The following is a 19409-nucleotide window of genomic DNA, read 5'->3' as shown; positions in this document are numbered from 1 at the left end:
GGCGCGGGCGAGGCTGGGCGCATGGCTGCCTGGAGATACCCGATGCCGCTCATCCTGCTCGCCGTGCTGCTGCTGGCCCCACCGGGCGCCGACGCCCAGTGCTGCGGCGACTGCGACGGCAACGGCCAGGTGTCGATCAACGAGCTGATCACGGCCGTCAACAACGCCCTCGGCCAGTGTCAGCCCAGCGCCCAGTGTCCGATCAATTTCCGCGACGACAACACCCAACCGGGGACGGCCGACTGCTACTACATCGGCCGCTGGAATGCCGGCTGCGGCGCCGCCGACCTCGAGGCGCTGTGGCGCAGCGACGGCGAGGTCGTCATCGTCAATCTGCTCGGCTTCACGCCCGACCTGTTCATCGGCGGCACCGTGACCGGCCCCAACGCGGCGACGATCGTCGGCTGGTTCAGGAAGCCCGACGCCTCCGACCTCACCGAGCTCGGCGGCGGCCTGACGCTCGGGCCGCAGGGCCAGACGCTCAACGTCGACGCCAGCGCGCCGCCCTTCGACATCGAGCAGTGCGCGTTCAGCCAGTACCGCGGCATGCTCGAGGAAGTGGTGGTGCCGCAGGCTGGCACCGCCGCGGCGCGCCCGCGGGCCATCGACCCGGCGGCGCTGACGCGTGTGCGCGCCGCGCTGCGGGATCGCCAGCGGGCGAGCTTCCAGCGCCGCTGAAGCCGTCGCGGGCCCCGCCGCCGCGTCGGCGGTCACTCCGTGAAGTAGGCGCCGAGGATGATGAACATCTCGTCGTCGGTGGTGGTGCCGAAGGTCACCGGGCAGGCATCGCAGTCGCCGTCGCCGGCGCCCGGCGTCGAGTCGCACGCGGCGTCGCGCTGCGCCGGCGTGCTGCCGGCGCAGGCGGCGCCGACGCGCCCGCTGACGCAGGCGACCGGTTGGCGGCACGGACCGCCGGGGAAGCCGGCGGTCGGCAGCGGCGAGGTCGACCGGCGCTTCACCTGCGCCGGGTTGGTGGCGCCGTTGTCGTACAACCCGCAGTAGGTCAGCGTCCGCGCCCGCTCGCTCGATCCGGCGCGGCCGAGGCGGAGCGGCGGATCGAAGCGCGCCACCGCCGGGTCCGAGTACGAGAGGCTGGTGTAGAGCAGGCTGGCGTCGGCGTCGCGCCACGGATTGAGCAGCGCCTGCACCGCGGCGAGCAACTCGTCGATGCCGACGGCGGCGTCGCCATCGCCGTCGAAGCGAGCGCAGCTCTCCAGCGGCATCTGTCCGAGCGCGATGTTGACGCCGAGCAGCAGCTCGTCGACGGTCACGGCGTCGTTCTGATCGCAGTCGCCGACGCGTGGCACGTTGGGGGCGAGGCAGGGGGCGCCGCCGCAGGGATCGTCGAGCCCGAGGCCGGGGTCGGCGCCGGTCGGCGCGCAGGCCTTGCCGACGTTGGCGCCGCCGGCGCAGGTGAACGCTCCCTCCCAGATCTGGAAGCGCTTGCCGCGCTTGTGGTTGTGGGAGCTGAGCTCGATGACCGCGGCGTTCGGCGGCACGACGTAGCGGGCGCACAGCTCCTGGGCGCCGAACGCCGGCACGGCGAGGCGGAACTGCTCGAACACCTCGGTGAAGCGCTGCAGCGGAAACCGCTGCTCCGCCGGCGCCGCGAATTCCAGGTTGACCCAGATGTCCAGCTTCCCGGGCATGTCGGTCACGTTGTAGGCGTGCGAGTTCCACACCAGGGTGCCGCGCAGCGGCGCCTCGGCGTAGACGCCGGCCTGCGATCCCAGGCCGGCGGCCATGGTGTTGAAGAGGCTGTCGTTGCCGACGCCGATGCCGGCGTCGCCGGGGCCGTAGCCGATGCAGGCGACGCTGGGCGTCGGCGCGCTGCCGCACACGCCGTCGTCGCCGCACGCGTGGAGGTCGCGCGGATCGCAGGCGGCGCCGTCGCGCGCGCCGCCGCCGCAGGTGAAGGGACCCCACACGGGCGAGGTGATCGGCGTCGCGCCATGGTAGGGGATCACCACGGCGTGGTGGCTGAGGGGATCCTGGCGAGCGTCGATCCGCTTGTAGCGGAAGGTGTCGTCGTTCGGACCGCGGAACTGCGGCGGCACCTGGTCGGTGACGTCGTAGTACGTGACGAAGCAGGCCTCGCGCTCGCTGCGCGGCGGCAGGACCTGGCGCGGCGCCCGCAGTTGGATGCCGGTGCCGGCCGGCGGTGGTGCGAGCGGCTTGGTCTCGAGCGGCTCGGGTGGCGGCAGGCAGGCGTCGACCAGCTCGCCGCTTCCGGGCACGACCCCGGTGCGCGGCGCCCCGTCCTCGATCCAGAGCTGCAGCACCTGGAGCTCGTTCTGGGTCAGCGGCGGCAGGCCGCCGAGCGGCATGGCGCGCAGCGGCGCCGTCCACTGGCTGGGCAGGGTGGCGGCCGCGACGTTCAGCCACAGCAGGCTGTTCTCCTTCTTGGCCGGGGAAATCCGGTGCAGGCCGGGCCGGCTCGGGACGCTCTGCACCGGGGCGTCGACGAGGCGGTCGTAGAGATCGTCGGCGGTCAGGTCGAGCCCACCCGAGGCGGTGCCGTCATGGCAGTACGCGCTGGCGCAACCCTTCCGTTGGAAGATCGAACGGAGCAGCGCGAAGGTGCTGTCGGCCTGTTGCGTGCAGGTCGCCGCGGCCAGCGGCGCGGCGCTGAACAGCACCGCCGCCGCGATCACCAGATGATGCTTGCCCGTGCCCTGCATCGCGTCCCCCCCAGGACGGGAGTTATAGGGCGCGGCGCGTGGCGCTGGGAAGCAGAAAGCCGACGTCAGCGACCCGCGCGCAGGCTGCCGATGGGCAGGGCTGGCTCGTCTGCCGCCGCCGGCGGCGGGGCCGCGACGTCGGGCAGGGATTCCAGCACCTCCTCGGCCGGGGCGAAGAAGTGGCAGCCGGTGACCGGGCGGGTGACGTCGAGCAGACGGTCGTACACGCCCTCGGCGTCGGCGACGAACATGCGCTCCAGCATCCCCTCGGTCACCGAGAGGTCGCGGGCGTAGGCGATGAAGTAGGTGCCGGACTCGCGCGCCGATCCGTAGGCGCGGTTGTGGCGCAGGATCTTCTGCTCGACGCCGCCGCGGACGAGCTTGGCGCGCTCCTTGTGGGCGCTCGCTGGGCAGACGGCGTCGTCGAGCTCGACGTCGTCGGCCTTGGTGCGGCCGATCGCCGCTTCCTGCGCCTCGGTCGGGAGCGCCTGCCAGGCGGCGAAATCGGTGACGTAGCGCTGGACGGTGACGTAACTGCCACCGGCGTGCTCGGGGTCCTCGTCGCCGACGATGGTCCAGGCCAGCCGCTCCTCGCCGCGCGGGTTCTCGGTGCCATCGACGAAGCCGATCAGATCGCGGCTGTCGAGATAGGCGAAGCCGTGCGTCTCGTCGACGACGGCGACGGTGTCGCCGAGGGCGGCGAGCACCAGGCGCGCCAGCTCGTGGCAGAAGTCCTCGCGCTCGGCGCGGATGTGCAGGAGGACGTCGCCCGGGGTCGACGGCGCCGTGCGGCCGCCATCGGCAAGCGCGGGGAAGCGGTGCAGTTGCGCCGGGCGGCTGCGATCGGGCAGCAGGCGCGACCAGGCATCGGCGCCGATCGCCACCACGCAGCTCAGCGCCGCGGACTCGTCGCGGTGCCCGACGGCGCGAACCAGATTGGGCACCGTCGCCAGCGCGCCGCGCACCTGCTCGACGGCGCCGGCCTGCGTGCCGACCTCGAGCACCAGGAAGCGCGCGCAGCGTCCGGGTCCGGCGTCAATGGCGTTCTGCGGTGTGCCCATCGGCGGTTGCGCATCCTACGCAAACGGCCTTGCGTTGCAACGGCCGCCGCCGGCGGGCGCCGGCGCCACCGCGGTCGAAAATTCTGTTGACTAAGCGCGACCAGGCTCATACGTCGAAGATGATTCTTCCTTCTTTGTTTGGTCCCCTGGCTGCCCAGCCAGGGGGGTAGTTGCCGCCGCGAAGGCCCCGGCGCCCACCGGGGCCTTTCGCACCTTCGGAACAGCTCCTTCGGTCAAACGCTTGAACTTTGTTCCCGCGTCTGCCAACAGCGCGCGGGGGAGGGAGTCCAGATGAAGAGAGTGGCAACGTTCGTGGGCATCGCGGCGTGTCTGTTCGCCGCATCGCGCGCCTCGGCGCAGACCTGCGTCGGCGACTGCAACGGCGACGGCATGGTGGCGATCAACGAGCTGATCACCGGCGTCAACATCGCGCTCGGCGCGACGCCGCTGTCGGCCTGTCCGTCCTTCGACGTCAACGGCGACAACATGGTCGGCATCAACGAGCTGATCACCGCGGTCAACAATGCGCTCGGGAGCTGCAACGTCGGACCGATCGGCACCGAGCGGACCTTCACCATCGAGCCCGGCGAGTTGCTCGCCGATCCGAGCATGACCGGCACCGGTCTGTTCACCACCGGCCTCGGCGGCCCCAACGCGGCGATGAGCTTCAGCCCGGGTCCGCTGACCCTGGTGCTGGGGGCGCAGGATGCGAACGGCGTCGCGTCGCTGGCGTTGAAGAGCGACGTCGTCCTGACGATCGAGATCGTCGACGGCAGCCACCTCTGCTTCAAGCTGCTGGCCGAGAACAGCGACGGCAGCGTCGACTGCAACGGCGGCACGGCCTACGACACCAAGGGCACGCAGCCGGCGGGCGATGTCGGCTTCCCGTTCGCGATCGAGACCGGCCTCGGCAGCCCGTCGGGCCCGGGCAACGGCAACCTGCTGGTGCCGGTGCTGTACCAGATCGTCGGCGGGACCAGCCCGGACTTCAACAAGCCGTGCAGCGAGATCACCTACACCAACCCGGTGCAGACGTTCCCGTTCACGACCACCAAGGCGACCTCGGTCAAGGGCACCCTGACGCTCGAGGTCGAGGGGCAGCCGTTCGACTGCGCCCGCTTCGCGACGCCCGGCTCGGGCGGGCGGTTGGCGGCGCCGGCGCCGGCGACGCAGGCGCCAATCGGCGACGTGTCGAACATCTTCCGCTTCGCGGAAGCGCAGTGAGCGCGGCGGGGGGCGGCGCGGCAGCGCGCCGCCCCGCGTTCACTCGGCGGCGATCTCGAGCGTGACCTTGGTCACGGCGATGTGGCCGCCCATGCAGACGTCGACGTCGCGCCCCGGCTGTCGCGGCCGGGTGTGGTAGTCGCCGACGTAGACGTAGCTGTCGCCGGCGCGGCGGTAGCGGACGTGCAGCGGCCGCGTGTCGAGGCCGCAGAAGACGATCGCCGGCGTCGCGTCGTCCGCCGGGTGCGGCAGGTTGACGCTCCAGAAATGGCCGGCATCGAGCGGCCGCGTCACCAGCAGCGCCAGCACCGGGCGCAGGCGCCGGACGGCGAGCCGCCAGTCGATCGCCCGGCCCGGCCCGATGTAGTGCGAGACGGCGATGGCGCGCCGTCCGAGCAGCGCCGCCTCGCGGGTCGCGGCCACGGTGCCCGAGGTGTACACATCGGCGCCGAGATTGCCGCCGGCGTTGATGCCGGAGAGCAGCCAGTCGGCGTCCGGCGCGAAGTCGGTGAGCGCGAGGCGGGCGCAGTCGGCGGGCGTGCCGCCGACCGCGTAGCGCGCCGGCGCCAGCCGATCGACGCGGATCGGCGCGTGCGTGGTGAGCTGGTGCCCGACCCCAGACTGGGCGCCGACGGGCGCGACGACCACGACCTCGCCGATCTCGCCCGCCAGCTCGCTCAGCGCCGCCAGGCCTGGGGCATCGACGCCGTCGTCGTTGGTGACGATCAGGCGCATGGTCGGCCGTCCAGATCGGGCTTCGGGGCCAGGGCGCACGGTCCGCGAGCGGTCATCCCTTCATCCTCGTGACGTCGTCCTCATCCCCGATCATCGCCGGCGCCTCCGCTCTTCCGTCCGCTGCCGCGCATGCGATACTAGCCGCTGGTCGGCGTCCGCCGGAATCGGTGGACCGGAGAATTGGAGGCAGCATGCGGCGTATCCTGTTGGCGATGATGGCCCTGGCCGGCGTGGCCGGCGTGGCGCCGGCGTTCGGCGAGTCCTGCAGCCCGGCGATGTGCGCGAGCATGAGCCCGGCCTGCTGGGATGCGTATCAGAAGGCGGTGGTGGCCAAGAACGACAAGATCGGCAGCGTCGACAAATGCCGCGAGCTGGCGGCCGATCTCGACGGCAAGGGCAGCTTCATGAAGGTCCCCGACCTGACCGAGCAGGGCGCCCTGTGCGCCTGCGAGGCGGTCTTCTGGAGCCTCGGGGGCGACGCCCAGGGTCTGCCGGACATCGAGGACAAGACCCAGGAGCGCAGCAACAGCGCCGACGACGACGAGTAGACGGCGCAGCGCGCGCCCGCCGCGCGCCCGCAACCCCCGTTGCAATCGCGCCGGCGGCGACCGACCGGTCGCCGCCCGTCCCGCGCCGCTCGGGCGTTTCCCCGGATCATCCGCAAAACGCCTTGAAAAAGTGCGAATGGCTGTGCGACGCTGCCCTTCCGGGGCGCATTCGCGCAGGGGATCCGAGGGGGAACAAGCATGAAGACAGGTCTGGCAGTCGGGGTCATCGCCGGCGCGGTATTGTGGGTCGGCGCGGTCGAGGCGCAGACGCGCAACACCGCCACCAGCCGCTTCCGCATGGCGCAGGCCTACTGCACCACGGGACCGTGCGATCCCTGGTACACCTTCAGCGGCGGCGCGACGCTGATCCGGCGCGCCAAGCAGCCGAAGCTGGTGTCGAACCGCAAGCTCGGCAACATCCGCATCACCGCGCTGCGCCGCCTGGGCGGGCCGCCGATTCCGCCGTTCCTCGAGGCGCAGTTGAGCGGGACCACGTTCTACGGCCAGGACCAGAACGCGCCCTGTGCGCTCGCCAACACCGTGGTCAGCGGCCCGTTCGCCACCTCGACGATGATCTGCACGGTCGGCGCGGCGGGGGACGCCAACTGCAAGGGCAACCTCTTCTTCATCGACTTCACCAACCCGGCCTGTTCGGACGTGGCGCAGAACATCCAGGATCTGCAGATCGACGTCTTCGAGGGCGGCTTCGTCGGCGTGCCGGAGCGGCGCATCGCCACCGCCGGCATCAAGATCCTCGGCAAGTCCCCGGATTGCGCGTCCGGGGGGGCCGGCTGCCCGTAGGGGTGCCGGGATCGGGCGCGCATACGTCGCGCGGATCCGTGGCGGGCCTCGGCTCGTCACGGATCCGGCGGCGGTTTACGCGCCGCACCGGCGGCGGTGTTCAGCACCCCGCGGCGCGGCTTGACCAATCGGCGGCGGTGAGCGAAGCCGAGCCGAATGGGTGACGGGCCGACGGACGCGGTGGCGCCCGAGACGATCGCGATTCGCGCCGACGAGGATTTCGATCACGATCGCCTGGCGGCCTTCCTGCGCGGTCGACTGCCGGGGAGCGATCGCCCCTTGGCCGTGCGCCAGTTCGGGGGCGGGCACGCCAATCTCACCTACCTCCTGCAGTACGGCGAGCAGGAGTACGTGCTGCGGCGGCCGCCGCTCGGGCCGGTGGCCGCATCGGCGCACGACATGGGGCGCGAGTTCCGCGTCCTGTCGGTCCTGCACCGGGTCTATCCGCCGGCGCCGCGCGCCCATGTCTACTGCGCCGACGCCGGCGTCATCGGCGCCCCGTTCTTCGTCATGGAGCGGCGGCGCGGCGTCGTGGTGCGTCTGGTGATTCCGCCCGAATTCGGCGGCGGCGCCGACGCGACGGCGAATCGGCGGCTCAGCGAAGCGCTGATCGACGCGCTCGCCGATCTGCACCAGGTCGACTGTCGCGCCGTCGGGTTGGAGACCCTCGGCAGGCCCGACGGCTTCCTGCGCCGGCAGATCGACGGCTGGGCGCAGCGCTACGAGCGGGCGCGGACGCGCGACCTGGCGGTGGTGGGCGAGCTCGTCGACTGGCTGCGCGCCTCCCAGCCGCCGTCGCCGCCGCCGACCTTGCTCCACAACGACTGGCGGCTGGACAACATGATGATGGATCCGGCCGATCCCGGACGCGTCGTGGCGGTGTTCGACTGGGACATGTGTACGGTCGGCGACCCGCTGGCCGACCTCGGCACCCTGCTCTCGAGCTGGCGCCAGCCCGGCGAGGAGGTGGCCGGCATGACCGCGGGGACGATGCCGTCGACGGTGCCCGGCTTCCTCGACCGCCGCCAGGCGGTGGCGCGCTACGGCGCGCGCCGCGGCGTCGACGTCAACGCGGTGCCGTACTACTACGTCTTCGGCCAGTTCAAGATGGCGGTCGTGCTGCAGCAGATCTTCCACCGCTACCATCTCGGGCAGACCAGGGATCAGCGCTTCGCGATCTTCGACCGGGTGGCGGAGGCGCTGTTCCAGCGCGCCCGCGACTGCAGCCAGTCGCCGGATCTCTGACGGGCGGCCGTCCGCCGCCGCCCGATCCGCCCGACGTCACGCGTTCCGACGATGCCGAGTCGTCTGCTCGACCTGCCGCTGCGCGCGCCGCGGCTGACGATCGCCGGCCTGCTGGCAATTACGCTGGCGCTCGCCGTCTGCGCCGTCCGCATCCGGGTCGACGCGGCGATCGAGAATCTCCTGCCGCGCGACGACGCCGACCGGCTCTACTACGAGAGCGTCATACGCGCCTTCGGCAGCGAGCAGGCGACGGTCATCGGCGTCTTCGGCGACGTCTTCTCCCCGGCGACGCTGGCCACCATCGGGCATCTGTCGCGCCAGATCGCCGACTTCGACGGCGTGCGCGAGGTGATCAGCCTGACCACGGTGAAGGGCGTGACGAGCGACGAGATGGGGTTGCGCGTCGGGCCGCTGCTCGGCGCGCCGCCGCGCACCGCCGACGAGGCCGCCGCGTTCAAGGCCCGGGTGCTCGGCGATCCGCTCTACGTCGGCAACCTGGTGAACGCCGCCGGCGATGCGACCAGCATCCTCGTGCTCTACGAGCCGCTGTCGGATCAGGAGCTGTTCGCCCGCGATCTCGAGGGCCGGGTGCGGCGGGCGGTCGCGGCGCTCGGCGAGCCGTCGCGCTTCGCGATCACCGGCGCCCAGTCGCTGAAGGGGAGCGGCGCGCGCCTGATGACGCAGGACCTCATCCGCTTCGTGCCGCTGTCGCTGGCGCTGGTGCTCGTGGTCCTGTTCCTCGCGCTCCGCACCCGGCGGGGCGTCGCGCTGCCGCTCGCCTGCGTCGTCGCCGGCACGGTGTGGACCGCCGGCGTCATGGTCCTGTGCGGCAGCGACATCAACATGGGCACGCTCATCCTGCCGCCGTTGCTGATGGCCATCGGCCTCACCTACGCCATCCACGTGGTCGGCCGCTATTACGTCGAGCTGGCGACCGGCCTTCCGCGCGAGGCGGTCGTCGCGGCCACCGTGCGGCACGTCCGCCTGCCGGTGCTGGTCGCCTGGCTGACGACGGCGGCGAGCTGCGCGACGCTGATCGGCAACCCGATCCATGCCATCCGCGACGTCGGCGTCTACTCGGTGGTCGGCGTCACGGCGATCGTCGTCCTTTCGCTGCTGTTGATCCCGGCCGTCCTGCTCCTGCTGCCACACCCGCGGCCGGCAGCCGGCCCGCTGGCCCAGCCGCGCGATCGCGTCGCCACCACCGTCGAAGCCCTCGCCCGCTGGGCGATGGCGCACCGCCTGCTGGTGCTGGGCGGCGGCGTTCTCCTCTGCGCCGTCGCGGCGTGGGGGGCGGCACGCATCCGGGTCGAGACCGACTATCTCCAGTTCTTCAGCCGTGGCAGCGCCGTGCGCCGGGACACCCTGCGCATCGCCGAGGCGCTCGGCGGCACGCAGCCGATCTACGTCACCGTCGAGGGGGACGGGCCGGGCAGCATGGGGCGGCTCGACGCGCTCACCGCCATGCGCGACCTGCAACGGTTCGTCGCCGAGCAGCCGGGCGTCGACGGCAGCCTCTCGCTCGCCGACTACGTCGCGGTCATGCAGGGCGCGCTCAACCCGGATCGCGGCCGCGGCCTGCCCGACCAACAGGACGAGGTCGACCAGCTCCTGCTGTTCGTCGACCCGGCCGACGTCGCGCCGGTGGTGAGCCGGGACTTCGGGCGCGCCAACATCGTCGTCCGCACCCACCTGGCGGGATCGTCCCAGGTGGGCGCCCTGGTGGAGAGCATCGCCGCCTACGCGCGGTCGCGCTTCCGCCGCGGCCTGACGGTGACGCCGACCGGCAGCGTGGTGCTGCTCAACCGCTCGGCCGACGACCTGGCGCGCGGACAGGTGACCGCGTTGTGGCAGGTGCTGGCGGTGTTGCTGCTCATCATGTCGCTGATCTTCCTGTCGGTGCGCGCCGGGTTGCTGTCGCTGGTGCCGAACGTGGCCCCGATCATCGTCCTCTTCGGCCTCATGGGTTGGACGGGCATCCCCCTGGACATCTCGACCAGCATGATCGCGGTGATCGCCATCGGCATCGCGGTGGGCGATACCATCCATTACTTCAGCGCGCTCAACGTCCGGCTGCGCGCCACCGGCGACCGGGAGCGGGCGATCCTCGACGTCGCCCGCCGGGTCGGCACGCCGATCGTCTACTCGGCGCTCGCCCTGACCGCCGGCTTCGCCATCACCTGCCTGTCGAACTTCCAGCCCATCCGCCACTTCGGCCTCCTCGCCAGCGCCACGGTGGCGATCGGCCTCCTCGCCGAGCTGCTGATCACGCCGGCGCTGCTCCTGAGCACGACGATCATCACCCTGTGGGATCTGCTGTTCCTCAAGCTCGGCCCCGAGCCGGAGAAGCAGATCCCGCTCTTCGCCGGGCTGCGGGCGTTCCAGGCGAAGATCGTCGTCCTCATGGGGCGGCTGGCCGCCGCCGCGCCGGGCGAGCGGATCATGCGGCGCGGCGAGCTGCGGCCCGAGATCTACGTGCTGCTGAGCGGCGGCGCCGAGGTGCGCCGCGCCCCGGGCGAGCCGGTGATCCGCCGCGTCGGCCGCGGCGACGCCATCGGCGAGATGGCGCTGGTGCGCGATCGGCCGCGCTCCGCCGAGGTCGTCGTGACGCAGCCGACCGAGTACCTCATCCTCGACCGCGGCGTCCTCGATCGCCTGCGCCGCCGCCACCCGCGCATCGCCGCGACGGTGCTCCTGAACCTGTCGCGCATCCTCAGCGACCGCCTCGAGGACACCACCGAACGGTTGGCGCGCGGCGACCGCTGACCCGCCGCGGCCTCGCCCCTACGGCGCCTGCTGGGCGACCGCCGCGTAGGCGGCGCCGCGGCTCTCGTCGTACAGGCGGCGCAGCAGCCCCAGGGCGGGCCGCAATTCGCGCCGCGCGATGGCGTGGATGTAGTCCTGGATGCGCTGGTTGATCGGCGTCGGGATGCGCAGCGCGGCGCCGGCGCGGACCACCTCGCCGTTGAGGAAATCGACCGCCGGTTCGCGCCCGCGCTCGATGGCGAGCAGCATCGACGACCGCAGGCGGCGGTACTTGGCGCCGACCGCCAGCAGCAGGGCGTGCTTGGCGAGCAGCGACGGCGAGCCGGCGCCGCTCACGTCGGCCGGCGTCAGGGCCACCCAGCCGAGGTCGAGCGTGCCCGACACCTTCTCCAACCGGACGCCGCGGCGGCGGGCGACCGCCACCGCCTCGCTCATCACCTCGAGGCCCAGCCGGCGGACGAAGCGGTGGCGCAGCAACTCGCCCAGGCGCTCGCCGCCGATGGCGCCGAGCGAGCTGATGGCGCAGTTGATCGCCAGCTTGCTCCAGCGCGCGCCGAGCAGGTTGTGGGTGATCTCGACCTCGCCGATCGGCGCCAGCAGATCGCGCACCAGCGCCAGGCGCGGATCGTCGCGGCCGTCGAGGCGCCCGACCACGAAGCCGCCGGCGGAGGTGCGTTCGTAGACGCCGGGCCGGGTCATCGACGCGCCCCAGACCACGATGGCGCCCACCACCCGCTCCTCGCCCGCGACCTCGGCGACGTGCGACTCGCAGAGCCCGTTCTGCAGGCACACCATCACGCCGCGCGGATGCAGGTGGGGCAGGGCGGCGCGCGCCGCCGCCCGCACCTGCGGCGGCTGCGTGGCCAGGAAGACGACGTCGAAGATGCCGGCGTCGTTGGGCAGGACCACCGTCGCGCGGCCGGGCACGGCGCGCGCGCGCTCGCCGTCCTGGACGACGAAGCCGTCGGCGTTGATGGCCGCGGCGATCGCCGGATTGTGCGTGACGACGCTCGGGGCCGGCCCGTGTTCGCTCAGACTGGCGGCGACGATGCCGCCGATGCCGCCGCTGCCCATCACCAGCACGCGCGAGGACTGTGTGGTCTGCATCAGGGGGCGGATAGTGCCGCCTCGCGGCCGGCGGCGCAAGGTGGCGCGGCGCCGGCGCCGCGCCTTGACACTGGCCACGGGCCCATCGATGGTGACGGCATGACGCGAATGGGCCGTGCGGCGTTTCTCGCCAGCGGCGCCGTCGGCGTGGCGGCGCGCGGCGCGGCGATCGCCGCGCAACTGCGGCGCGTGAGCCCGGCGCAACTGCGCCAGTTCCTCGCCCGCATCGAATTGAGCGCGCGATTCCTGCGCGACGTCGCGCGCGGGACCTATCCGCACGTCCCGTGGCGCACCGCCGCTGCCCTGGCGGCGGCGCTGGCCTACTTCGTCGCCCCGTTCGACGCGGTGCCGGATGTCATTCCGGTCGGCGGCCTGCTCGACGACGCGGCGGTGCTGTCGCTGGTGTTCGGGGCCGCGGAGGCGGACCTGCGCCGCTACTGCGCCTGGCGCGGCGCCGACGCCGAGCCGTACTTCGGCGCCGCCGACGCCGCCGCGCGCTGAGGCGCGCCGCGGCGGTCAGCGATCGCCGTTGGCGAGGGAGCCGGCGCCGGCGTTGTCGCCGCGCCGCGTCTGCTGGCGCAGGGCGGCGAGCAGCGCGCCGCGCGAACGGGCGCCGTCGGCGATGGCGTCGCGCACCATGACGCCGGTGTCGTAGGCCAGTCCCTGGGCGCCCTGGCTGCTGGCGATGCCCGAGCGCAGGACGTAGGCGCCGGTCAGCCCGCTGGCGTTGGTCAGCAGCACCGTCGGGAGCTGCGCGCGCTCGGCGATCGGCGCCACCGCGGCGGCGGTGCGATCCTGGGTCGGCCCGATGATCGCCAGGACGTTGACGTCGGCGGCCAGCGCGTCCGCCAGGCGCGCCGCGAGATCGGGGTCGCCGCCGGTGTCGCGCACCAGCAGCGTGCTGGCATCGCCGGCGAAAGCCCGCCGCAGGCCGTTCAGCGCCTGTTGGCCGCTGGCGCGGTCGGGACCGGTCAGCGGCAGCAGGCAGGCGACTTGGGCGCCCGCCGCCAGCGCGTCGCCGGCCGCCTGATCGCCGAGCGGCAGCGGCGCGGCTTCGAGCGCCTGATAGCCCGCCGCGGTGTCGGCCTCGGACTCGGCCGCCGCCTGTCGCTGCTGGGCGGCGGTCGGCGCGGCCGCCAGCGGCGGCGGCATCGGCGGCGCCCCGAGCTCGTTCGGCGCGCCCAACCCGAGGATCGTGCGCACGTCCGGTTGGGTGAGCGTGTCCGCCAGCTCGTCGCGCTCGGCGACGGTGAGCTGGTCGCCGGTTTCCTGGATGCGCGAGCGCAGGAACGCCTGATCGGAGGCGGTGCCATCGGCCCACGCCCGCTGCCAGGCGTCGATCGCATCGACGCGTTTGCCGAGCGCGTACATGATGTCGCCGCGCAGCGCCTCGGGCTGCGCCCAGCGCTCGCTCGGGTACTCGGCCTCGAGATCGGAGATCGTCGCCAGCGCGGCCTCATAGTGCTCGAGCCCATACTGCGCCTGCGCCAGCTCGTAGTAGGCGCGGGCGCGGAAGCTCTGCTGCCCGGAGGCCAGGTAGTCGGAGAATCCGTTGGCCGCGGTGGCGTAATCGCCGCGGCGCAGCGCGTCCTCGGACTGGGCGATGAGCTGGGTCGGGGTGAGCGGCAGGTCGGCGTACTTGGGGGCGCAGGCGGCCAGTACGCACAGCAGGGGCAGCAGCGAGGCGCGGCGCATCGTCTGGCATATCGAGACTTCGCCTTTGATTTGTCAAGGAATCCCGGCTGCCCGGGCGCGTCAGTGACGCCTCGCCACGGGGTTGTCGGCGGCGCGCCGCAAACGCCAGTGGCGATGAGCGGCGGCGTCGCCGGGCGCATGGCATGCATTCTGCTGACCGCCATGCGGCCTGACGGAGCGGGGACATGGACGCCGAGGAACGGGAAGCCTTCTGCATCGTCGAACGCGGGCAGCGACGACTGGCGCTGCCGGCGAGCGCGCTGCGCCGCGTCCTGAGCGGCGGCACGCTGACGCCACTGCCCTGCGTGCCGGCGCACGTCGTCGGCCTGGTCAGTGATCGCGGCGCGCCGCTGCCGGTGGTGTGCATCGACCCGTGGATCGACGAGCCGATCCGCGCCTGTCGTTCCGGCGAGCCGGTGCTGGTGCTGGAGTGCGGCGGGCTGCGCTTCGGGATCGTCGTCGACCGCGTCGGCGCGGTCGGCTGGCTGCCGGCGTTCGCGGACGACGCGGGCGGCGAGAAGACGGGCGGCGGCGCGGTGATCGGCGCCGAGCGGGACGCCGACGGCGGTCCGCTGTCCCTGCTCGATCCGACGGCGTTGGCGAGCGCGCTGGTGGCGGCGACCGACGCCGGGTTCCTGGCCGGCGGAGACGCGCGTGCCGAGTGAGTCGCCCTCCGAGGTCGCCGCGCAGCAGCGCGCCGCCGCCAGCGCCCGGCGCCTGCTGGCGGTCGCCGCGGCGGTGGTCGCGCTGGCGGTGTTCGGCCTGGCCGAGATCGGCGCGCGGCGCGCCGACGCGGTGGCGGCGCGCGCCGCCGCGCTTCACCTCGACGCGGTGCGCGCCGCGGCGCAGGCGGCCGCGCTGGCGACCTGGGCGCGCCTCGAGGACGGGGTGCGGCGCCTGGCGGCGGACGAGGCGACGGCGCGTGCCCTGCTGGAGCTGGCGCAGGCGAGCCGGGTGAGCGAGAGCGATCCGCGCATCGACGCCGGCGCGCTGGCGCCGCAGCGGGCCGCCCTCGCCGCCCACCTGGCGCAGTGGTACGCGCCGCTGGGCGAACGGCGGCCGCCCTTCGACGACGCGATCGGCCTGCCGGCGATGCGGCGGGCGCAGTGGCTGCAGGCGCAGTACGTCGCCGGCGCCGGCCTGGCGACCGACGGCGCCTTTGCCGATGCGCACGCCCGCTGGCATCCGGGCCTGGCCGCCACGGCCGCCGAACAGGGCGTCGCCGACCTCATGCTGGTGCGGGCCAGCGACGGCCTCGTGGTCTACGACGTCGCCAAGACGCCGGTGTTCCAGACCAGCCTGCTCGACGGCGCCTTCTCCGATTCCCGCCTCGGGGCGCTGTATCGCCGCAGTCGCGGGGCCGCGCGCGGCAGCCTGCTGCGCGCCGATTTCGCTCCCTTCGCCGCGGCGCGCGGCCAGGCGCTGGCGTTTCTCGCCGCCCCGGTGATGGTCGACGGCGAGCCCATTGGCAGCGTCATCGCCGCGGTCGACGCCGGCGCGCTCGATCGCGCCCTGTCGGCCGGCGGCGCCTGGGACGCGCTCGGCCTCGGCGCGAGCGGCGACGTCGTCCTCGTCGGACCCGACGGCGGGCCGCGCAGCACGCCGCGCCGCGGCGCGGACGCGGAGCGCCCGCTGGCGCCGGCGCTGCTGAGCGGCGACGAAGGCGGCGCGCTGCCGTACGAGGTCGACGGCCGCCCCATGCTGGCCTCGGTCGGCGCTCCCGGGTTCGGCGAGCTCGGCTGGCGGGTGGTGGCGACGCGGGCCGCCGACGACGCGCAGCGCGACGCCGCCGCGGCGCGGCGCACGCTCTTCGCCGCCGCGGCCGGGATCGCCGGGCTGGTCATCGCCGCGCTCGCCGGGCTCGTCTGGTGGGGCTCGCTGCCGCTGCGCCACCTCGCCGGATCCCTGGCGCGGTTGCGGCTGAACGATCCCCGCGCCCGGGTGCCGGTGCTGGGCGGCGGCGAGGCGGCGGCGATCGCGCTGCAGGTGAACGGACTGGTCGAACAGCATCGCAGCGAGCGCGCCGCCAGCCGCCAGCAGCACGAGCGCGACGCCCGGGCGCTGGCCGAGGCGGTCGACGGCTGGCAGCCCGGCGAGCCGCCGCCGCGCCTGCCGGCGGCCGGCGCGCTGGCGCCGATCGGCACCGCGCTGGCGCGTCTCGCCGACCGCCTGGACGACGCGCGGCGGGTGGCGCGCCTCGTTCCACCGCCCGCCGCCGAGGCGCTGCGCGCCGCCGCCGAGCGGCTCCGCCGCGACGTCGAGCGCAACCTCGACGCCCTGGGCGCGGCCGAGGAGGCGACGCGCCACGCCGGTCGGCGCCTCGAGCAGGCGCGGGCGCTCGCCGCCGACGTCGCCACCGGCAACGCGCACGTCGAGCGGGCCGTGCGCGCCGAACAGGCGAGCGTGCGCGAGTTGGCCGCCGAGCTGGCGCGCGCCGACGCTGCCGCCGGCGCGCAGCGCGCGGTTGGGCACCGCGCCCTGGCGGCCCTCGGCAGCGGCGCGGCGGCGGCGGCGGCGCTGGTCGACGAGCTGAGCGTGCTGGCGGTCAACGCCGCGCTCCAGTCGGCGCCGGCCGCCGACGATGTCCTGGCGGAGAGCGCCCGCATGGCCGTCGAGCGCGCCGAGCGGGTGGGCACGGAGCTCGACGGCACGCTCACCACGGCGCGCGCCGCGCTCGACGCGAGCGCGACCGACGCGGCGGCGCCGGCGGCGTCCCTGGCCGGCGTCGCGCACGACCTCGAGGCGCTGGTCGGCCTGCTCGAACAGGCGCGGCAGGGGGTCGGCGCGCTCGGCGCGGCGCTGCGCACGAGCGCTGACGGCGGGGTCGAGGCCGCGGTGCAGGCGGCGGTCGACAGCGCCCGCCGCCTGCGCCAGACCGCCGAGCTGGTCGCCAGCGAGGCGGCCGCGGTGGCCGGCAGCGCGGCCGCGGCGGCGGAGGCGTGACCGTGGCGGGCGCGGGCAACGCCCCGCTGGTCGACGGCCTGGCGGCCGTGTTCGCGGCCGAGCTCGACGAGCAGTTGCATGCGGCGCTCGCCGCCTGGCCGCGCGCCTCCGTCGCCGCGACGCGCCCGGACGCGTTCCGCGAGCTATCGCGCATCTTCCACACCATCAAGGGCGGGGCAGGGCTGGTCGGCCGCGCCGAGCTGGCCGCGGCGGCGCGGATCCTGGAGCGCTTCTTCGCCGATCCGGACGCCGCCAGCGCGCCCGAGCAGGGCGTGCTCGACGCCGTCTTCGCCGCCGCGTCGCTGCCGCCGCCGGCGTTGGCGTCGCTGCTGCAGGGGCTGCTCGCCGGCGAGGCGGACGCCGTCCAGACGCTGCCGGCGGCGCTCGTGCCGGTGTCGGTCGGCGACCTGTGGCTGGCCCTGCCGCTGCGCGCCGTCGAGCGGGCGGTCTCGATCAACACCCCGGAGCCGAGTCTGCCGATCGTGGTCGGCGAGCGGCAGCTCGCCGCCCTGCGCCTCGCCGATCTGGTGTCCGCCCCGGCGCCACCGCCGCGCGCCGTGGCCCTGGTGCTGCGCGCCGGCGGCGCCCTGGTGGTCGATCGCGTGCGCCCGCCGGTGTCACTGCTGGTCGAGCCCCCGAGCCGCCTGTTGGCCCTCCACCCCTGGCTGGCAGGCGCCGCCGTCGATCCCCGCGGCCGCCCGCTGCCGGTGCTCGATGCCGAGCGATTGCTGGCGGCGTTCTCGGCCCGCCTGTCGCCGGCGCAGGCGGCGGAGAGCGGCCGCCGCGTGCTGGTGGTCGACGACTCGCTGGTGGCACGCGAGGCCGCGGCCGCGGCCCTGCGTCAGGCCGGGGTCACCTTCGACGTCGCCCGTGACGGCCGCGAGGCGCTGGTCAAGTTGGAGCGCGGGCAGTACGCGGTGGTGCTCAGCGATCTCGAGATGCCACACCTCGACGGTTTCGGCCTGGTCGAGCATCTGCGCGCCAGCGCCCGTCTCCGCCATCAACCCGTGGTGGTCTGCAGCTCGCGCCTGGACGAGGATGCCCGCCGCCGGCTGTCACCGCTCGGCGTCGGCGGGTACATCGACAAGCCCTTCGTCGCCGGCGAGCTGCTGGCGGCGCTGCGGCCCTGGCTGGCGGCGAATGCCGAGACCGCGGTGGTCGAGACCGCGGTCGAGACCGCGGTTTGACTCCTGCCGCGCGGCCGGCTAGCCGGACCTCCGACCAGCACTTGCGTTTTGGGGGGTCAGCGCATGAACAACACAGTACTTTTTCATTCGCCCGTGGTCTGCGCGATGGCCGGCATCCTGGCCGTCCTGGCGAGCGCGGGGTGTGGGTCGAACTCGAGCGTGACGGCGACCATCCCGCGGACGCCGACCCCGGCCGCACTGCGGCAGGTGGCCAGCCCGCTGCCGACCGCCACGGCGATTCCCGATCGCTGACCGCGTCGGCGTCTGCCGGCGCGACTTTGCCAATGCCAAAATCCGTGCTAAGAGCCGGGCCGCCCGTGCGATCATGGTGACCCCTGGTGGCGGAGACCCTGGCGTGACGCAGCCGGTAGACAGCAGCATTCTCCACGAGATCGTCCGGATCATCGAGAGCCGGAGAAAGGTACCCGACAAGGTGATCGTCACCTCGAAGGAGTACCTGCTGACCTACCTCGAGGACCACCGCAACCGCCTCGAAGAAGCGCTGATGCGCTTCGATCGCGACCGGCTGAACATGCTCTACGGGCAACTGGCGAGCAAGGTGAAATACCAGCTCCTGCGCCGGGTTCCGGCGCGCGCCGCGGCGGCGATGGGGCTGCAGAAGCCCACCGCACCCGGCAAGTCCAGGGCGGCGGCCCCGGCCGCCGGGAAGAAGCCGGCGGCGAAGGCGCCGGCGGCCAAGGCCACGAAGGCGGCGGTGAAGGGGAAGGCCAAGCCGGCGGCGGCCAGGAAATCGGCCGCGGCCAAGAAAGCCCCCTCCACGAAGAAGCCGACGGCGGCGAAGAAGGCCAAGGCGGCGCCGCGACGGGCGGCGGCGCGGCCGAAGAAGAAGTCCCGCCGCTGACCAGCCGCCCGCCGCGCGGGCGCGGCGGGCAGCGGCTCGCCGGGTTCAGCTCGCGCGGCGACCGGAGCGGGAGCGCGGTGCCGGATCGGCGGCCCGCTCGACGTGGGCTTTGAACTCGTTGACCGACTGGGCGAGCGCGGTGCGTTCCGCCAGCCGGCGGAGCGGTCCGGGCAGCCAGAATCCGAGCCGGATCTCCTGTCGGCAGGAGGCTTCGGTGCGGGTCGGGGCCAGCTTCTTGAAGCGGTAGATGCCCTCGATGGACTCGATGTCGCCGTCGATCGAGTGCCAGGTGAGCTGCGTCGGCTTCTTGTGCTGATACTCCAGCACGTAGCGCAGGGTCTTGATCTTGGCGTCGATGTGGAACTCGACGATGCGGCCGACGCCGGCGCGATCGCGCTCGAGGATGCGGGCCTGGGTGACGGCCGACGACCACTCCGGGTAGCGCTCGAAGTCGAGAATGGCGGCGAAGCACTCGGCTTGCGAGGCGGCGATCTCGACCGCCACCTCCTGCGCGGCATCCAGCGACATGGGGCACGTCCTGCCGCCTGCCGGCG

General features: G+C 73.8%; 18 protein-coding genes. 12 read left to right on the top strand and 6 right to left on the bottom strand.

Going from position 1 to position 19409, the window contains the following annotated elements; all coding sequences use genetic code 11:
* Positions 1–21 precede the first annotated feature (21 nt).
* Positions 22–678, top strand: a complete 657-nt coding sequence (locus KF840_21305; GenBank protein ID MBX3027444.1) for a hypothetical protein — start codon at positions 22–24, stop codon at positions 676–678.
* A gap of 32 nt (positions 679–710) precedes the next feature.
* On the opposite strand, the gene KF840_21300 is transcribed toward KF840_21305, so the two are convergent.
* Positions 711–2681 (bottom strand): hypothetical protein, encoded by a 1971-nt coding sequence (locus tag KF840_21300; protein ID MBX3027443.1) that lies wholly within the window; start codon positions 2679–2681, stop codon positions 711–713.
* A 65-nt stretch (positions 2682–2746) separates the two neighbouring features.
* Positions 2747–3742, bottom strand: a complete 996-nt coding sequence (locus KF840_21295) for a Dyp-type peroxidase (protein MBX3027442.1) — start codon at positions 3740–3742, stop codon at positions 2747–2749.
* A 291-nt stretch (positions 3743–4033) separates the two neighbouring features.
* Here KF840_21295 and KF840_21290 point away from each other — a divergent pair, with 291 nt between their 5' ends.
* On the top strand, positions 4034–4966 hold the full coding sequence (locus KF840_21290; GenBank protein MBX3027441.1) for a hypothetical protein: 933 nt from the start codon (positions 4034–4036) through the stop codon (positions 4964–4966).
* 39 nt (positions 4967–5005) lie between these two features.
* On the opposite strand, the gene surE is transcribed toward KF840_21290, so the two are convergent.
* Positions 5006–5701 carry a 5'/3'-nucleotidase SurE gene (gene surE, locus KF840_21285; protein MBX3027440.1) on the bottom strand — a complete coding sequence of 232 codons (696 nt, stop codon included), beginning with the start codon at positions 5699–5701 and terminating at the stop codon, positions 5006–5008.
* A gap of 191 nt (positions 5702–5892) precedes the next feature.
* Here surE and KF840_21280 point away from each other — a divergent pair, with 191 nt between their 5' ends.
* The 4 genes from KF840_21280 to KF840_21265 all read left to right on the top strand — a co-directional run bounded on the left by KF840_21280 (position 5893) and on the right by KF840_21265 (position 11061).
* Entirely contained in the window at positions 5893–6249 is a 357-nt protein-coding gene (locus KF840_21280; protein MBX3027439.1) for a hypothetical protein, read from the top strand.
* A gap of 198 nt (positions 6250–6447) precedes the next feature.
* Positions 6448–7050: a hypothetical protein gene (locus KF840_21275; GenBank protein ID MBX3027438.1), complete on the top strand. Its 603-nt coding sequence runs from the start codon at positions 6448–6450 to the stop codon at positions 7048–7050.
* Between the two features lie 156 nt (positions 7051–7206).
* Entirely contained in the window at positions 7207–8295 is a 1089-nt protein-coding gene (locus KF840_21270) for a phosphotransferase family protein (protein MBX3027437.1), read from the top strand.
* Positions 8296–8346: 51 nt separating this feature from the next.
* Positions 8347–11061 (top strand): MMPL family transporter, encoded by a 2715-nt coding sequence (locus KF840_21265; protein ID MBX3027436.1) that lies wholly within the window; start codon positions 8347–8349, stop codon positions 11059–11061.
* A gap of 18 nt (positions 11062–11079) precedes the next feature.
* On the opposite strand, the gene KF840_21260 is transcribed toward KF840_21265, so the two are convergent.
* The gene (locus KF840_21260) at positions 11080–12135 is read right to left on the bottom strand and encodes a 2-dehydropantoate 2-reductase (GenBank protein ID MBX3027435.1); all 1056 of its coding nucleotides are present in this window, start codon (positions 12133–12135) and stop codon (positions 11080–11082) included.
* Between the two features lie 132 nt (positions 12136–12267).
* Between KF840_21260 and KF840_21255 the strand changes: the two genes are divergently transcribed.
* Positions 12268–12669 (top strand): DUF1232 domain-containing protein, encoded by a 402-nt coding sequence (locus KF840_21255; protein ID MBX3027434.1) that lies wholly within the window; start codon positions 12268–12270, stop codon positions 12667–12669.
* Positions 12670–12684: 15 nt separating this feature from the next.
* Here the strand turns inward: KF840_21255 and KF840_21250 are convergent, their stop codons facing one another.
* Positions 12685–13539 (bottom strand): ABC transporter substrate-binding protein, encoded by an 855-nt coding sequence (locus tag KF840_21250; protein MBX3027433.1) that lies wholly within the window; start codon positions 13537–13539, stop codon positions 12685–12687.
* Between the two features lie 509 nt (positions 13540–14048).
* On the opposite strand from KF840_21250, the gene KF840_21245 reads away from it, so the two are divergent.
* From KF840_21245 to KF840_21225, 5 genes are all read left to right on the top strand, one after another.
* Positions 14049–14528: a chemotaxis protein CheW gene (locus KF840_21245; GenBank protein MBX3027432.1), complete on the top strand. Its 480-nt coding sequence runs from the start codon at positions 14049–14051 to the stop codon at positions 14526–14528.
* Positions 14518–16806: a cache domain-containing protein gene (locus KF840_21240; GenBank protein MBX3027431.1), complete on the top strand. Its 2289-nt coding sequence runs from the start codon at positions 14518–14520 to the stop codon at positions 16804–16806. Before KF840_21245 ends, KF840_21240 begins: the two co-directional genes overlap by 11 nt.
* Complete coding sequence (locus tag KF840_21235) at positions 16803–17993, top strand: response regulator (protein MBX3027430.1); 1191 nt, start codon at positions 16803–16805, stop codon at positions 17991–17993. The genes KF840_21240 and KF840_21235 overlap by 4 nt, the downstream gene beginning before the upstream one ends.
* A gap of 105 nt (positions 17994–18098) precedes the next feature.
* Positions 18099–18245 carry a hypothetical protein gene (locus KF840_21230; GenBank protein ID MBX3027429.1) on the top strand — a complete coding sequence of 49 codons (147 nt, stop codon included), beginning with the start codon at positions 18099–18101 and terminating at the stop codon, positions 18243–18245.
* 103 nt (positions 18246–18348) lie between these two features.
* Positions 18349–18855, top strand: a complete 507-nt coding sequence (locus KF840_21225) for a hypothetical protein (protein MBX3027428.1) — start codon at positions 18349–18351, stop codon at positions 18853–18855.
* Between the two features lie 45 nt (positions 18856–18900).
* Here KF840_21225 and KF840_21220 read toward each other — a convergent pair whose 3' ends face one another.
* Positions 18901–19383, bottom strand: coding sequence for an SRPBCC family protein (locus tag KF840_21220; protein ID MBX3027427.1), 483 nt, complete (start codon positions 19381–19383; stop codon positions 18901–18903).
* Between the last annotated feature and the right edge of the window lie 26 nt (positions 19384–19409).

Source organism: bacterium, from assembly GCA_019637795.1.
Taxonomy (GTDB): Bacteria; Desulfobacterota; Binatia; order HRBIN30; family CADEER01; genus JAHBUY01.
Note: the sequence above shows the minus strand (reverse complement) of the source record. Positions and strands in the feature narration are given on the sequence as shown.

Bases quoted from the DNA above. Each gene is read 5' to 3' on its own strand.
- KF840_21305 (MBX3027444.1), top strand. From the start codon at position 22: ATGGCTGCCTGGAGATACCCGATGCCGCTCATCCTGCTCGCCGTGCTG.
- KF840_21300 (MBX3027443.1), bottom strand. From the start codon at position 2,681: ATGCAGGGCACGGGCAAGCATCATCTGGTGATCGCGGCGGCGGTGCTG.
- KF840_21295 (MBX3027442.1), bottom strand. From the start codon at position 3,742: ATGGGCACACCGCAGAACGCCATTGACGCCGGACCCGGACGCTGCGCG.
- KF840_21290 (MBX3027441.1), top strand. From the start codon at position 4,034: ATGAAGAGAGTGGCAACGTTCGTGGGCATCGCGGCGTGTCTGTTCGCC.
- surE (MBX3027440.1), bottom strand. From the start codon at position 5,701: ATGCGCCTGATCGTCACCAACGACGACGGCGTCGATGCCCCAGGCCTG.
- KF840_21280 (MBX3027439.1), top strand. From the start codon at position 5,893: ATGCGGCGTATCCTGTTGGCGATGATGGCCCTGGCCGGCGTGGCCGGC.
- KF840_21275 (MBX3027438.1), top strand. From the start codon at position 6,448: ATGAAGACAGGTCTGGCAGTCGGGGTCATCGCCGGCGCGGTATTGTGG.
- KF840_21270 (MBX3027437.1), top strand. From the start codon at position 7,207: ATGGGTGACGGGCCGACGGACGCGGTGGCGCCCGAGACGATCGCGATT.
- KF840_21265 (MBX3027436.1), top strand. From the start codon at position 8,347: ATGCCGAGTCGTCTGCTCGACCTGCCGCTGCGCGCGCCGCGGCTGACG.
- KF840_21260 (MBX3027435.1), bottom strand. From the start codon at position 12,135: ATGGGCAGCGGCGGCATCGGCGGCATCGTCGCCGCCAGTCTGAGCGAA.
- KF840_21255 (MBX3027434.1), top strand. From the start codon at position 12,268: ATGACGCGAATGGGCCGTGCGGCGTTTCTCGCCAGCGGCGCCGTCGGC.
- KF840_21250 (MBX3027433.1), bottom strand. From the start codon at position 13,539: ATGTACGCGCTCGGCAAACGCGTCGATGCGATCGACGCCTGGCAGCGG.
- KF840_21245 (MBX3027432.1), top strand. From the start codon at position 14,049: ATGGACGCCGAGGAACGGGAAGCCTTCTGCATCGTCGAACGCGGGCAG.
- KF840_21230 (MBX3027429.1), top strand. From the start codon at position 18,099: ATGGCCGGCATCCTGGCCGTCCTGGCGAGCGCGGGGTGTGGGTCGAAC.
- KF840_21220 (MBX3027427.1), bottom strand. From the start codon at position 19,383: ATGTCGCTGGATGCCGCGCAGGAGGTGGCGGTCGAGATCGCCGCCTCG.